Annotated in this window: 12 protein-coding genes; all 12 read right to left on the reverse strand. The window is 66.9% G+C overall.

Features of this window, described 5'->3' with window-relative positions; translation table 11 throughout:
- Nucleotides 1–12: 12 nt before the first annotated feature.
- The gene (gene siaB / locus HNP46_RS03820) at nucleotides 13–555 is read right to left on the reverse strand and encodes a biofilm regulation protein kinase SiaB (protein WP_184586179.1); all 543 of its coding nucleotides are present in this window, start codon (nucleotides 553–555) and stop codon (nucleotides 13–15) included.
- 10 nt (nucleotides 556–565) lie between these two features.
- Nucleotides 566–2,554 carry a biofilm regulation protein phosphatase SiaA gene (gene siaA / locus HNP46_RS03825; RefSeq protein WP_184586180.1) on the reverse strand — a complete coding sequence of 663 codons (1,989 nt, stop codon included), beginning with the start codon at nucleotides 2,552–2,554 and terminating at the stop codon, nucleotides 566–568.
- A 190-nt stretch (nucleotides 2,555–2,744) separates the two neighbouring features.
- Nucleotides 2,745–3,800, reverse strand: a complete 1,056-nt coding sequence (locus HNP46_RS03830) for a protein-glutamate methylesterase/protein-glutamine glutaminase (RefSeq protein ID WP_184586181.1) — start codon at nucleotides 3,798–3,800, stop codon at nucleotides 2,745–2,747.
- A gap of 15 nt (nucleotides 3,801–3,815) precedes the next feature.
- Nucleotides 3,816–4,409 carry a chemoreceptor glutamine deamidase CheD gene (gene cheD / locus HNP46_RS03835; protein ID WP_184586182.1) on the reverse strand — a complete coding sequence of 198 codons (594 nt, stop codon included), beginning with the start codon at nucleotides 4,407–4,409 and terminating at the stop codon, nucleotides 3,816–3,818.
- Entirely contained in the window at nucleotides 4,409–5,251 is an 843-nt protein-coding gene (locus tag HNP46_RS03840) for a CheR family methyltransferase (RefSeq protein ID WP_184586183.1), read from the reverse strand. Before HNP46_RS03840 ends, cheD begins: the two co-directional genes overlap by 1 nt.
- Before the next feature lie 371 nt (nucleotides 5,252–5,622).
- Entirely contained in the window at nucleotides 5,623–7,647 is a 2,025-nt protein-coding gene (locus HNP46_RS03845; RefSeq protein WP_184586184.1) for a methyl-accepting chemotaxis protein, read from the reverse strand.
- Between the two features lie 37 nt (nucleotides 7,648–7,684).
- Nucleotides 7,685–8,170 carry a chemotaxis protein CheW gene (locus HNP46_RS03850; protein WP_184586185.1) on the reverse strand — a complete coding sequence of 162 codons (486 nt, stop codon included), beginning with the start codon at nucleotides 8,168–8,170 and terminating at the stop codon, nucleotides 7,685–7,687.
- Complete coding sequence (locus tag HNP46_RS03855) at nucleotides 8,157–10,061, reverse strand: chemotaxis protein CheA (protein ID WP_184586186.1); 1,905 nt, start codon at nucleotides 10,059–10,061, stop codon at nucleotides 8,157–8,159. The genes HNP46_RS03850 and HNP46_RS03855 overlap by 14 nt, the downstream gene beginning before the upstream one ends.
- Before the next feature lie 11 nt (nucleotides 10,062–10,072).
- Nucleotides 10,073–10,438, reverse strand: coding sequence for a response regulator (locus HNP46_RS03860; protein WP_024766255.1), 366 nt, complete (start codon nucleotides 10,436–10,438; stop codon nucleotides 10,073–10,075).
- A gap of 170 nt (nucleotides 10,439–10,608) precedes the next feature.
- Complete coding sequence (locus tag HNP46_RS03865; RefSeq protein WP_184586187.1) at nucleotides 10,609–11,796, reverse strand: methyl-accepting chemotaxis protein; 1,188 nt, start codon at nucleotides 11,794–11,796, stop codon at nucleotides 10,609–10,611.
- 581 nt (nucleotides 11,797–12,377) lie between these two features.
- Nucleotides 12,378–13,736: an 8-oxoguanine deaminase gene (locus HNP46_RS03870; protein WP_184586188.1), complete on the reverse strand. Its 1,359-nt coding sequence runs from the start codon at nucleotides 13,734–13,736 to the stop codon at nucleotides 12,378–12,380.
- Between the two features lie 150 nt (nucleotides 13,737–13,886).
- On the reverse strand, nucleotides 13,887–14,570 hold the full coding sequence (locus HNP46_RS03875; RefSeq protein ID WP_184586189.1) for an SDR family oxidoreductase: 684 nt from the start codon (nucleotides 14,568–14,570) through the stop codon (nucleotides 13,887–13,889).
- Nucleotides 14,571–14,749 lie beyond the last annotated feature (179 nt).

Below are 14,749 nucleotides of genomic sequence, written 5' to 3' on the forward strand. Positions count from 1 at the left end.
GAATTTCGCGGATCAGATCACGGCGCGCAGGCTGAAGAAGGCGCGGCCGTCGGGTTGTTCGGTGAGTGAGGTCTTGAGCGGCGCGCTGGACTTGCGGGCGATGTCCAGCAGGCCCAGGCCCGCGCCGGTGGAGGCTTCGGCGTCGCGCGGGCGGCGCAGCTGTTCCTTGTAGGCGGCCTTGAGCTGGGCCTTGTCCAGCCCGGCGATGGCTTCGATGCTGCGCACCAGGCCCTGGCCGTCGGCCAGTTCCACCAGGTTGCCGGCGGAGACCACGTAGTGGCCCTCGTCGTCGCGGGCAATCGCCACGGTGGCCGAGGCCTCCTGGTCGTTGTAGCCGCGCTGGGTGGCGTAGTGGCGGATGTTCTGGGTCATCTCGATGTAGACGGCGAACACGTCCATCGCTTCGCTGGGGTGCGCCTGCTCGGCCTGCATATAGTTGCGCAGCGCGTGGCCGATTTCCTCGATCAGGCTGCGCGAGATGGGGCCGTTGAAGCAGAGCAATATGCGTTGCCGGGTGTAGCTCTCGCGCATGGCCAACAGATCTAGCGATTCCATGGAATAACCCCTAGTCGAAGCGGAAAGAGAGAATGGTGATGTCGTCGCGCTGCGGCTGCTCGCCCTGGTATTGGGCGAGGGTAGCGGCGAATACGTCGGCCTGCTCGGCCAGCGGCCTGCGCGCGTGGTTGCGCAGCAGGTCGGCGAAGCGGCTGTTGCCGAAGCCGAAGCCGTGCTCGCCGCCGGCCTGGTCGAGGAAGCCGTCGGTGCACAGGTAGTAGGTCCAGCCGGCTTCCATCGGGATTTCCACATCCTGATAGTCGCCCTGGCGCTTGTCGCCGATGGCGCGGCGCGCGCCCTTGTATTCGCGCACGTCGCTGCCGTCACTGGCGAACAGGGAAATCTTCGCGCCAGAGAAATGCAGCACCTTGCGCTGGTGGTCGACGCGCACCAGGCCGGCATCCATGTTGGTGGCCAGCGAGTGGGTGAATTCTTCCTGGCCGAGCATGCCGCGCATCACGTGGTCGGTCTCACGCAGGATGGCGGCCGGGTCGTGGCTCTTCACGCTGTCGATGGCATGGTCGATGGCGGCCAGGGCGAGCATGGTCATCAACGCTCCGGGCACGCCGTGGCCAGCGCAGTCGACCACGCCGATCAGGCTGTCCAGCGGGCCTTCGCGGTAGATGTAGAAGTCGCCGCCGACCACGTCGCGGGGTTTCCACAGGACGAAATGGTGCTGGCCGAGGGAGGCCTGCAGCTGGCGATCAGGCAGGATGGCGCGCTGGATCAGGCTGGCATAGTCGATGGAGTCGCCGATCTTCTTCTGCGCGGCGGCCATCTCGCGGTTGGCCTTTTCCAGCGCCTGGGTGCGCTGCTGGACCTTGTCCTCCAGCTCCTCGGTGTGCCGGCGGACCTGGTCGGCCATGCTGGCGAAGGCGCTGGACAGCTCGCCGATCTCGTCCGGGCGGGTGCGCGGCAGCGGGCTGTCGTACTGCCCGGCGGCGATCGCCTTGGCCGATTGCTTGAGGCCGCGCAGCGGACGCAGCACCAGCAGGTCGACGGTGTAGGCGAAGCCGATCAGCAGGATCGCCAGTAGCCCGGCCAGGGTGCCCACCAGCGGCCAGATCCAGCGGCTGTCGAGTACCTGGGCGGCATGCAGGTCGATGGCGCTGAGTACGTGCCAGCGCAATTGCGGGATGTAGGCGGTGGCGATCAGCTGTTCCTTGCCGTCGATGGTGCCCCACAGGGTTTCCACTTCACCGGGGTTGGCCTCGGCCTGGCGCAGGGTCTGGCGCAACGCTGTGCGCTCCTGGTCGTTGGCCAGCAGGTCGAACACGTGGTGCTTGGCCTGGCCGCTGGAGCCGGAGGAGTAGGCGATCAGGCGGGTATCCGGGTGCGCCTGGATGGCGCCGTCGGGGTCGACGATCATCGGCGTCACCCCGGCCTCGCGGCGCGAGATGAACTGGTCGAGGAACTCGGTGAGGTCCAGGCCGCCGCCGGCCAGGCCGACCTTCTCGTTGCCGGCGCGCACCACCATGTTGAACCAGACCTTGGTGACCTTCAGCTTGGCGTCGTAGTTGACGTTGATGTTGTAGGTCTCGTCGCGCTTCAAGGTATCGAAGTACCAGGCGTCCTGCGGGTCGCTCTCGCTCAGGGTGTAGCGCGGCGAGTTGGACAGCGGCGAACTGGAGTCGTTGAAGTAGTAGTGGCGCGAAGAGTCCACCACGACGAAGTAGGAGTAGTTGTGCTGGTCCGCGCGAAAGCCCTCGGCCTCGCGGAAGAACAGCGCGCGCCGCGCCGGGTCGTTCTCGGCCAGCAGCCAGTCCTGGGTCACCACGGACTCTGCCAGACGCCGCGACAGCGCCAGCTCGCGGATCACCGGAGCGATGATCTTCTGCTGGTTGAGCAGTGTGAAGTTTCTCGCGAAGGCGAGGCCGAAATGCGTGCGGATGTCCTCCATGGCCTTCCAGCCCAGCATCACCGCCGGAACCAAAGCCAGGAGACAGGCGATGAGCAGTGCCACCACCGATTTGCCGCGCAACCCCCATCTTGCCGCCATGGCTCTCTTGATTCCCCGTGTCGCCCGCCGTGTGCCGGTCTTTTGGCGAAAGCTCAATTGTGCATTTTGTATACGGGCACAATCAAACCAAATTGATATCGGATCGCCATAATCTTGGCGCCGGTCAATTGGCCTGAGTCTAGACCCTGTTTGAAAAGTCGCTCGAAGTCGTCGGATGGTTCCTGCAGAACTAGACCCTGTTCCCACTTCCACTCTGGCGTGCCTGCTGTAGGAGGGAGCCTGCTATGCGCTCCAGCGGCAGGACCTCCCTGGCTGCGCCCAGCTCCACGGCCTCGCGGGGCATGCCGTAGACCACGCAGGTGGCCTCGTCCTGGGCCACCGTGTGGCCGCCGGCCTGACGGATCGCCTGCAATCCCCGGGCCCCATCCTTGCCCATGCCGGTGAGCAGGGCGGCGATGAGGTTGCGCCCGGCGCAGCGGGCGAGGGAGTTGAACATCACGTCCACCGCTGGCCGGTGGCCGTTCACTGCCGCTTCGCGGTGCAGGCGCACGACATAGTTGGCACCGCTGCGCTGCACCTCCATGTGGAAGTCGCCGGGGGCGAGCAGCACGTGGCCGGGAAGGATGCGGTCACCGTCGCGGGCTTCGCGTACCGACAGGCGCGTCTGCCGGTCCAGTCGCTCGGCGTAGGATTTGGTGAAGCCCGGCGGCATATGCAGGGTCACCACGGTGCCGGGGCAGTCCGGTGGCAGCCCCAGCAGGACTTCCTTGATCGCCTCGGTGCCGCCGGTGGAGGCGCCGATGGCGAAGATCTTTTCGGTGCTCAGCAGCGGCGCGCTGCTCGCTGCCGGTGCGCTGGTCGAGGCTGCCGGGCGTGCACGGGGCAGGCGCGCGCGGGCGGCGGCCTTGAGTTTGGCGCAGATTTCCTCGGCATACGCCTGCATGCCTTCGGCGATGCCCAGGCGCGGCTTGGCGATGAAGTCGATGGCGCCCAGTTCCAGGGCGCGCAGGGTGGCTTCGGAGCCTTTCTCGGTGAGCGAGGAGATCATCAGCACGGGCGTCGGCCGGCCCTTCATCAGCTTGTCGAGGAAGGTCAGGCCGTCCATGCGCGGCATTTCCACATCCAGGGTGATGACGTCGGGCGAGTGCTGCTTGATCAGGTCGCGGGCGACGAAGGCGTCGGGCGCCGCGCCCACCAGTTGCAGCTCGGAATCCTGCTGGATGATGTCCTTGAGCAGACTGCGGATCAGCGCCGAGTCGTCGACGATCAGGACCTTGACGGGCATCACGCTCACCTCGCTTCAGAACAGGTCGATGCTCCCGCCGCGCGCGCGGTGGGACAGTTGCTGGCGGTATTGCTGCTCGCGCTGCAGCACCGTGTCGTTGGCCAGGGTGCGCAGCTTGCGCACCAGTACCCGGCCGCTGTCGGGAAAGAAGTAGACCTTGCGCGGGTGGATATCGAGCAGGTCCTGGGCGGCCAGCGGGATGTTCTCGTTGTCCAGGTACGCCAGGACGAACTCGGCATTGCGCTGGCCGACATCGGCGCTGAGGTTCTTCAGCACCGAGCCGCCGCCGAACACCTTGGCCTCGAAGTGCCGGCGCTGGCCGCCGCGACGCATCAGGCCGTTGATCAGCAGGTCCATGGCGTGCACGCCGTAGCGCCCGGAGTTGGACATCAGGCCCTGCACGCCGGTGTCGCCGGGCAGCATGAAGTGGTTCATGCCGCCCAGGCCGCAGCTGCGGTCGCGCAGGCACACCGAGACGCAGGAGCCGAGCACGGTGACCAGCATGACCGGCTCGGCGGTGACATAGCACTCGCCGGGCAGCAGCTTCACTGCCTCCATGCCGAAGCGCGGATCGTAGTAGCGATTGGGTTGGTCGAGGGCTGCGCCCATCAATGGCTCCCCACCGCCTGGTACGTCGTGCGGCCCACCGAGCGCACCAGGTGGCTGGCGTGGACGAAGTTTTCCGAGTGCCCGGCGAAGAACAGCCCGCCAGGCCGCAGCAGGCGCACCATGCGTTCGAGCAGGCGGGTCTGGGTCGGCTTGTCGAAATAGATCATCACGTTGCGGCAGAAGATCGCGTCGAGTCCCCCGGCGATGCCCCATTCCTTGTCCAGCAGGTTGATCTGCCGGTAGTCGATCAGCTGCCGCAGTTCCTGCACCACCCGCACCTTGCCGGCATTGCCGCCGGTGCCGCGGAGGAAGAAGCGCTTCTTCTGCGCGGGGCTCAGCGCTTCGATGCGCTCCAGCGGATAGACGCCCTGGCGCGCCTGGCCAAGGACGCCGGTGTCGATGTCCGAGGCGATCAGCTCGACGGGCGGGGCGAAGCTGCCCAACGCGTCCACCAGGGTCATGGCCATGGAGTAGGGCTCCTCGCCGGTGCTCGACGCGGTGGACCAGAAGCGCAGCGGGCGATGGTCACGCAGCTGCTCGATGGCGAAGCGGCCGAGGTGGTCGAAGTGGTGCTTCTCGCGGAAGAATGCGGTGAGGTTGGTGGTCAGCGCGTTGACGAACTGCTGCCATTCTTCCTCGTGGCTCTCCAGGTAGGCGAAGTACTCGGCGAAGCTGCCCAGCCGCAGGCTGCGCAGGCGCCGCGAAAGGCGGCTGTAGACCAGCTGCTGCTTGCTCTCCGAGAGGCTGATGCCGGCGTGCTGGTACAGACGCTCGCGCACCTGCTGGAAGTCCCGGCGGGTGTAGTGGAATTCGTGCTCGGGGGCGGGCAGGTTGATCGACATCGGTTGGTCTCGGAGTTGAGCGGGATTGCGTGGGGCGCTGACCCGGCACGGTCATCCGTCGCGATGGCGGATAACGCTGGTGGCGTTATGCGCCCTACCTCTTTGTTGGAGTGAGAAAGTTCTGCGCGGGGCATTGCCCTCACCCCAGCCCTGGCTGCGCGCCCCGCTCAGAGGGAGAGGGGGCCGTACGGTGTATTCGGGTGGCACGGCATTTCCAACCATGCCGATCAGTCCCCTCTCCCTTTGGGAGAGGGTTAGGGTGAGGGGCTCTTGAAGTCGGTGTGGCGAACATCGCCCGACCCTCCCTGGTCCGCCCGCGGCAGCCGACCCTCCCATTGCTCCGGCCGCCGCCATCCCTCAGCCCCGCCCGATCAGAACTCTTCCCAGTCGTCTTCCTTGCCCTTGGCGCGCACCGCCTTGGCCACGCCGCGGGCGGCGCGCGAGGTGTGCGCGACCGGCTCGGCGCGGGCCGGGCGTGCGGAGGCCAGCGGCACCACGGTGGCGGCAACGGCTTCGAGCCTGAACACCGCGACCTGCTGGTTGAGCATGCCGGCCTGCTCCTGCAGGGCCTCGGCCGAGGCGGCGGCTTCTTCCACCAGCGCGGCGTTCTGCTGGGTCATCTCGTCCATCTGCGACACGGCGCCGTTCACTTCCTCGATGCCGCTGCTCTGTTCGGCGGAAGCGGCGGCAATCTCGGCCATGATGTCGGTGACGCGCTTGATGGCGACCACGATGTCGCTCATGGTCTGGCCGGCCTGGGCGACCAGGGTGTTGCCGCTCTCGACCTTGTCCACCGAGTCGTTGATCAGCGTCTTGATCTCCTTGGCGGCGGCGGCGGAGCGCTGCGCCAGGGTGCGAACTTCACCGGCCACCACGGCGAAGCCGCGGCCCTGTTCGCCGGCACGTGCCGCTTCCACCGCGGCGTTGAGGGCGAGGATGTTGGTCTGGAAGGCGATGCCGTCGATCACCCCGATGATGTCGGCGATCTTGCGCGCCGAGTCGTTGATCGCCGACATGGTGCCCACCACCTTCTGCACCACGCTGCCGCCCTGGGTGGCGACTTCCGAGGCATTCACCGCCAGCGAGTTGGCCTGGCGTGCGTTCTCGGCGTTGAGCTTCACGGTGCTGGTCAGCTCCTCCATGCTCGACGCGGTTTCCTCCAGGCTGGAGGCCTGTTGCTCGGTGCGGGTGGACAGTTCGGCGTTGCCGCTGGCGATCTCGCCGGCGGCGGTGTGGATGGTGTCGGCCGCCTCGCGGATCTGCCCGAGCATGCGCGACAGGCTCTGCGCGGTTTCGTTGGCGTAGTCCTTGAGTTCGCCGAAGGTGCCCTGGTAGTCGGCGTCGATGCGCTGGGTCAGGTCGCCCTGGGCCAGGGCGCCGAGTACCCGGGTGACATCGCGCAGGCCCTTGTCGGCGGTATCCACCAGGTTGTTCAGGCCGGTGGCGATCTTCAGGAAGAAGCCTTCCTTGTTGCCGGCGTCGATGCGCTTGCTGAAGTCACCGGCGACGGCGGCGTCCACCAGTTGCGAGACTTCCTGCTCGGCGCGGTATTCCTCGGTGCGGTCGGTCCACTGCACGGCCGAGCCCAGGCGCTCGCCGCCATCGTTGAACACCGGCACCACGTCCAGGGCGAAGCGCCGACCGCCCAGGTTCAGCTCGGCCTTATGCCGCGCGGTCAGGTGCGCCAGCATGTTGCGCTGGTGCGACGGGTTCTTGTGGAAGATGTCGATGTTGGTGCCCATCAGGCGGCCGGCGTTGAAGTTGGGCAACTGCTTGCGGATGTCGGCCTCGGCATTGCCGAGCATCTCGGTCACCGTGCGGTTCATGTAGATGATCTCGAGATCGTTGTTGGCGATCATCACGTTGGCCGAGACGTTATCCAGCGCACTCTTGATCCGCGCGTTGTACTCGGCGGCATCGGCGTTGGCCTTGAGGCTGTTGCGCACGCCGTCGATGGCCTCGGTGATGATGGCCTTCTTGCCCGGCAGACGGTCCATCTCCACCGAGTAGTCGCCCTTGCCGTAGGCAGTGACGGTGGCGACCACCTTCATCTTCACCGCGATGTGCGCAGCGACCAGGTCGTTGATGCCCTTGGCGATGCGCGCCGGGCGGCCGGCGAACTTGTCCACCGGGATCACCTCGTCGATCCAGCCCAGCTCGTGCTGGCGGGTCATCTCCACCAGGCCGGCTTCCAGGGCTTCCACCTGGGCCTGTTCGGCGCGCTGCTCGCGCAGGTTGCGCTGGATGCTGCGCAGCCCGTCGTAGAGACGTTCGTAGCCGGCGGCCGGGGCTTCGCCGATGGCCACGTCGAGGTTGCCGTCCACCAGGCTGTGGAGGATGGCGGTGATGCGGTCGGCGCGTTGTTGCGCCACGGCGTGTGCGTTGAACAGACCCATTTGTCTTGATCCTCTGCTCTGTCAGGGTTTGCCCGGCTCAGGCCGCGGCGTCGTCGACCAGCGCCATTTCGCGGCTGGTCATGAGTTTTTCGATGTCCACCAGGATCAGCATCCGCTCGCCGGCGGTGGCCAGGCCCAGCAGGTACTCGGTGTCGAAGCTGGCGGCGAATTCCGGGCGCGGCTTGATCTCCTCGCCGGCCAGGGCGATCACGTCGGAGACCGAATCCACCACCGCGCCGACGATGCGTCGGCCGACGTTGAGGATGATCACCACGGTGAACTGGTCGTAGCTGATGTCGGCCAGGTTGAACTTGATGCGCAGGTCGACGATGGGAACGATGGCGCCGCGCAGGTTGATCACGCCCTTGATGAAGGCCGGGGCGTTGGCGATCGCCGTGACCTGGTCGTAGCCACGGATTTCCTGCACGCGCAGGATGTCGATGGCGTACTCCTCGCGGCCCAGGGTGAAGGTCAGGTATTCCTGCTCCGGGCTCGTCGCGGTGGCGGCTTCAGCTGCGCTCATGGGTGCTTTCTCCTTGCGCCGCCAGGCGCGGCAGGGCGTCTACATCGAGGATCAGGGCGACGCTGCCGTCGCCCATGATGGTGGCGCCGGCGATCCCGTCGATCCGGCGGAAGTTCTGTTCCAGGCTCTTGATCACCACCTGCTGCTGGCCGACCAGTTCGTCCACCTGCAGGGCGAAGCTCTTGCCCTCGGATTCGAGGATCACCACGATTCCCTGCTCCGCCGGCACGGGCGGCGCGCCGATGCGCAGCAGCTGGTTGAGGGAGAACAGCGGCAGGTATTCGCCGCGCACGCGGATCACCGTCGAGTCCTCGCCGGCCAGGCCGCGCACGTCGTCGGCACGGGCCTGCAGCGACTCGACGATGTAGGTCAGCGGCACCACGTAGTTGACCTGCTCCACGGCGACGATCAGGCCGTCGAGGATGGCCAGGGTCAGCGGCAGGCGGATGCTCATGCGGGTGCCCATGCCGGGCGCCGAATCGATGTCGATGCGTCCGCCCATGGCCTGGATGTTGCGCCGTACCACGTCCATGCCCACGCCGCGGCCGGACAGCTCGGTGACCGCTTCGGCGGTGGAGAAGCCGGGCATGAAGATCAGTTGCCAGACCTCGGCGTCGGTCATTGCGTCGTGTACGGCCAAGCCCTTCTCGCGGGCCTTGGCGAGGATGCGTTCGCGCGACAGGCCGCGGCCGTCATCGGAGATTTCCACCACCACGCTGCCGCCCTGGTGGCTGGCGGCGAGCTTCACCGAACCCTGGGCCGGCTTACCGGCGGCCAGGCGTTCGGCAGGGGTCTCGATGCCGTGGTCGATGCTGTTGCGGACGATATGGGTGAGCGGGTCGCTGAGCTTCTCGATGACGCTCTTGTCCAGTTCGGTGTGCTCGCCCTGGAGGATCAGTTCGACCTGCTTGCCCAGGCGCGCGGAGGTGTCGTGCACCAGGCGCGGGAAGCGGCTGAAGATGAAGCTGATCGGCAGCATGCGGATCGACATCACCGATTCCTGCAGGTCGCGGGTGTTGTGTTCCAGTTGCGCCAGGGCCTGCTGCAGGCGCTCGAAATGCGTGGGATCGAGGTCTTCGCTGAGCTGGCTGAGCATGGCCTGGGTGATCACCAGCTCGCCCACCAGGTTGATCAGGCTGTCGATCTTCTCGACGCTGACGCGGATGGAGCTGGATTCGCTGTCGGCGCGGGCGGCCGGCTTGTTTGCGGTGCTGGCCGCGGCCTTGGGCTGTTCGCTGCTGGGTACGACGACTGCGGCTGTGGGCGCGCCGGGAGCCTTGTCGAAGATGCCGTAGGGCTCGACGGGCTTGGCATCCGGCGCACCGGGGGCGTCGTCGAAGAAACCGAAATCGTCGTCGCTGCTGGCGCTGGTTTCGCTGGAAGCGGTCTCGGGCATGCCCGGTGCGTCGTCGAAGAATCCGAAGTCATCGCCAGCGCTGGCGGCGGTTTCAGCCGGGACGTTGTCGAACAGGCCGAAGCCGTCCTCGGCAGCTACCGCGGCGGGCTCGGCGAGCCAGGCGCGCAGGCGCTCCACGGTGGCGGCCACCGGTACGTCCGGATCGGGCACCTGGCTGCGGTGCGCATCGAGCAGGCGCTGCAGGACGTCGCGGGCTTCGAGGAACACGCCGATCATGTCCACGTGCAGGGCGGTCTGCCCACAGCGGATGCGGTCGAGCAGGGTTTCCAGCTCGTGGGTCACGGCGGTCAGGTCGTCGAAGCCGAACATGCCGCTGGAGCCCTTGATCGAGTGGGCGGCGCGGAAGATGCCATTGAGCGCCTCGGCGTCCGGCTGATCGAGATCGAGCCCGATCAGCAGGAGTTCGAGGGTCGCCAGGTGTTCGTCGGTTTCCTCGAAGAACACCTGGAGGAATTGCTCCATACCAGTCGCCATTCCGGGTTCCCCTAGGGCAGGACCTTGCGGGTCACTTCCAGCAGTTTCGGCGGGTCGAACGGCTTGACCAGCCAGCCGGTGGCGCCGGCGCTCTTGCCCTGCTGCTTCATCGCGTCGCTGGATTCGGTGGTCAGCATGAGGATCGGCGTGCTGCGGTAGCCGGCCATGTCGCGCAGGCTGCGGATCAGCGACAGGCCGTCCATGTTCGGCATGTTCTGGTCGGTGAAGACCAGCTGGTAGGACTTGCGCTGGGCCTTGCCCAGGCCGTCCTTGCCGTCCACGGCCTCGTCCACCTCGTAGCCGGCGGACTTGAGCGTGAAGCTCAGCATCTGCCGGATCGAGGCCGAGTCATCGACGATCAGAATCTGCTTACCCATTGCGTTGGTTCTCCTGGTGGCAATGCGTGTTTACCCGCCGGGCGGCGCGTCAGCGCGCCTTCCCGGCGCGCGGAAAGAGTGGCTCTCAGCCGATCAGGGCGAGGTTGGCCAGGTATTCGTAAAGGGACTGCAGCATGGCAATGCCTCCTGTGGGCGGGACGGGAACGGCGTCAGAACAGTTCCACTTCGCCGGCGCTGAGACTGGTCTGCGCCACCGGGTTGCTCAGCGGCCGGCCGAGCTCGGCGACTTCGCCGCGCAGGCGCTCGCCCCATTCGCCCGGTTCGCGGCCATCGAGGGCTCCGAGGCCGACAGCCAGGGCGCCGAGGCGCGCGCCGTGCTTGCCGATCTGCCCGAGCAGCTGGCTGCTCATGTCCTGGAACTGCAGGGCGGTGACCGCCGCGTTGACCCCGTCGCCGACTTCCAGGGAGATGCGGTCCAGCTCCTGCACCACCTTCACGGTGTGCTGGTTCATGGCGTCGAGGTCGTCGAGCATGCGCTGGATCTTCTGCCGCGAATCCAGGGCGAAGGACATGTCCTTGTCGGCCAGCTGGCTGATGGCGCCTTCGGCGTCCTTGATCTCGTGATAGACCACATCGACGTGCTCGCGGATGGCCTGGGAGAAGTGCGTGGAGCGGGTGGACAGCGCGCGTACCTCGTCGGCCACCACGGCGAAGCCACGGCCGCTCTCACCGGCGCGGGCGGCCTCGATGGCGGCGTTGAGGGCCAGCAGGTTGGTCTGCTTGGCGATGGCGTCCATGTCCTGGGTGGATTGCAGGATCTCGGCGATCTTGTGGGTCACGCGGTCCATGCGCTGCACCAGCTGCTGCGAGGTGCGGCTGGTCTCCAGGGTGGCCTCGACGAACAGGCCGAGGGTTTCCTGGGTGGCGTTGATGAAGCGCTGAAAGTCGATATCGACGTCCATGTGGCCGCGGCCGTCGTAGCGCTCGATCAGCGAGTGGGACAGGCCACGCTGGGTGTCGATGCGCTCGGCGAGGGCATGGAAGCTGTCGGTGAGCTGGCGGATTGCCTGGTGCAGGAGGTTGTCGATCTGGTGGGTATGGCCGTTGAGCTGGGCCAGGTGCCCTTCCATGGCTTCCTGCAGCGGGCGCCAGTGCGGCAGCTCGTCGCTGTGCAGGGTGGTGGCCTGGGGATCGCTGGCGGCATTGGTTGCGCCGCACAGCAGGCGGCTCAGTACCAGGCTGGAAACCCAGCCCACCGGCAGCATCCACCAGAACGGCACGCCCACGGCGCACAGGCCGGCGACGACGGCCCACGGCAGGGACTGGATGATGAGGCGCTGCGGCCAGCCTTGGCCAATGCCTTGACCCGCGGACGGGTTCAATTGTGAATCGCGCATGAATGCACTCCATTGCCGGGCGCCGGTGACCGGGCCGAACGGCTGCTGACTACTTCTTGAGCAGGAATTCGGCGCTGCGATTTAAAACTAGAGTGCCAATGGATGATGTCAAACTGGCGGCATATTCCCGTCGCAGGGGATAGACCCTTGATCTAGAGGGGTTTTTGCTGAATGACCGTTCATCGTCGCTGTGCGGAGGGCGACGGGCGGTAGTGCGCAGACCTTGTACGGCGCGGGTTGTAGCGATTTTTCGATGGCAAAACGTGCCCGTTCCCGTGGCATCCGGAGCCACGTTGTGCCACGTGACAGGCAGGGAGCGTAGGAGCGGACTTCGTCCGCGATAGGCCCGCATCGCGCCGGAGACCATCGCGGACAGAGTCCGCTCCTACGTAAAGTTCTTCGCGGGGACTGCCCTCTCCCTAACCCTCTCCCTGAAGGGAGAGGGGGCAGAATTTGCCGGCTGACGCCTTGGGTACTCCCTGCACTGAACTGTCCCCTCTCCCGCTTGCGGGAGAGGGTTAGGGTGAGGGGCTCTTGCTCTTAATGGACGCGGAGGGCGCCCTACCGTCATGGAAGAAGCCTTACAGCGTACCGAGCAGCTTGCGCGCCGCCTGGGTGTGGTCGGCGATCAGGCGCTTGAGGTCGAGGCCTTCGACTTCGCCGTCGATCACCCGCCAGCTGCCGCCGATCATGATCCGATCGGCCTTGTCGGCGCCGCACAGCAGCAGCGCGGAGAGCGGGTCGTGGCTGCCGGAGAAGCGCAGCTCGTCGAGCTTGAACAACGCCAGGTCAGCCTGCTTGCCCACCGCCAGCTCACCGATGTCGCTGCGGCCGATGAGCTTCGCCGAACCGCGGGTGGCCCAGCCCAGCGCGCGCTCCGGGGTGATCTGCTCGGCGCCGTAGCGCAGGCGCTGGATGTACAGGGCCTGGCGGGCTTCGAGGATCATGTTCGACGCATCGTTGGAGGCCGAGCCATCCACGCCGATGCCCACCGGCGCACCGGCGGCTTCCAGGGCCACGGTGGGGCAGATGCCCGAGGCCAGGCGCATGTTCGAGCTGGGGCAATGGCAGACGCCGGTGCCGGCGGCGCCCAGGCGCTGGATTTCTTCGTCGTTGAAGTGGATGCCGTGGGCCAGCCAGGTGCGCGGGCCGAGCCAGCCGACGCTGTCCAGGTAGTCCACGGTGCGCTGGCCGAAACGCTGCAGGCAGAAGTCTTCCTCGTCGAGGGTTTCGGCGAGGTGGGTGTGCAGACGCACGTCCTCGCGCTCGGCCAGTTCGGCGCTGGCGCGCATGATTTCCGGGGTCACCGAGAACGGCGAGCAGGGCGCCAGGGCGATCTGCACCTGGGCGCCATCGCCGCGCTGATGGTATTCGCGGATCAGGCGCTGGCTGTCGTCGAGGATGGCTTCGGCGCTCTGCACGGTCTGCTGCGGCGGCAGGCCGCCGTCGGCCTCGCCCAGGCTCATGGAGCCGCGGGTGAGCATGGCGCGCATGCCCAGTTCCTGGACCACCCCGGCCTGCACGTCGATGGCCTGCTCCAGGCCATCGGGGAACAGGTAGTGATGGTCCGCAGCGGTGGTGCAGCCCGACAGCAGCAGTTCGGCCAGGGCGACCTTGGTGGCCACGCCCAGTTGCTCGGGCGTCAGGCGAGCCCACACCGGGTAGAGGGTCTTCAGCCAGGGGAACAGCGGCTGGTTCACCACCGGCGCCCAGGCGCGGGTGAGGGTCTGGTAGAAGTGGTGGTGGGTGTTGATCAGGCCGGGCGTCAGCACGTGCTGGCTGGCGTCGAAGGTCTGCTCGCAGGGAGCCTTGGGTTGCTGGCCGGCGGCGACCAGTTCGACGATGCGGCCGTCCTGGACGACGATGCCGCCGCGGGCATCCTGGTCATTGGCAGTGAAGATGGCCAGCGGGTTGCGCAGCCACAGACGCGGGGAAGACATAAGTGAATCCTCATCAGGCGGAGCCGTTGCCTGAGGCGGGCCGGCTCCTGTGGTAAGAGAGCCAGCTCAGTGTTCACCCTGTCTGCTGATCCAGGTGCGTTGACCCGAGGGTCAGACGTGGGCGCATGGTAACGCCCACGGCGTGGCGCGTCACCAGTCGATCGTCGTCCCCTGGTAGTCCAGGTAGAACTGCCCGCCACGGCCGGCGTGGCCTTCGACCTGGTCGGCGAGGCCTTTCGCGCTGGTTGCCACGTCCAGCGGCGCGGATTCGCCGCCCATGTCGGTGCGCACCCAGCCCGGATGCAGGTTGAGCACGGTGATGGCGGTTTCGCCCAGCTCGGCGACGAAGCTGCGGGTCAGCGAATTGAGCGCGGCCTTGCTCGCGCGGTACAGCGCCATGCCACCGGAAGTGTTGCCGGCGACGCTGCCCAGCTCGGAGGTCATGAAGGCCAGCACGCCGTGCTCGGCGTTCAGGCGTGGCAGCAGGCGCTCGGCCAGGCGCAGCGGGGCGATGGCGTTGACCATGAACAGCTGGCCGACGTCGGCCAGGCTGGCGTCGATGGCCGACTGGTGCGCCGGGCCGTAGATGCCGGCGTTGATGTAGATGAGGTCGAAGTGCGAGCCGGCCAGGCCTTCGGCCAGGCGGTCCTGGGACTGCGCGTCGTCCAGCAGCAGGGATTCGACGCGCACCGGCAGCGCGGCCAGTTCACCGGCGTTGGCGGCGTCGCGCACGGTGGCGGTGACGTCCCAGCCGCGATCCAGCAGTTCGCGTACCAGGCCCAGGCCGAGGCCGCGCGAGGCGCCGATGATCAGGGCGGATTTCGGGGTGGTCATGGCAGGCTCCAGCAGTTTGACGGGATGGGGCAAGGATAACCCACGCGCCGGACCTGCTCTGGTAGGGCCGAGGGGGACGCCCTGTCCTTGCTCGCGAACGAGCCTCGCTGCGGACCCGGTTCGCGAGCAAGCTCGCTCCTACGAAAAGCGAAAAGCAGGAACGACAAGGCCCGGCAATA

The organism is Pseudomonas nitroreducens (assembly GCF_014204515.1).
Lineage (GTDB): Bacteria > Pseudomonadota > Gammaproteobacteria > Pseudomonadales > Pseudomonadaceae > Pseudomonas > Pseudomonas nitritireducens_A.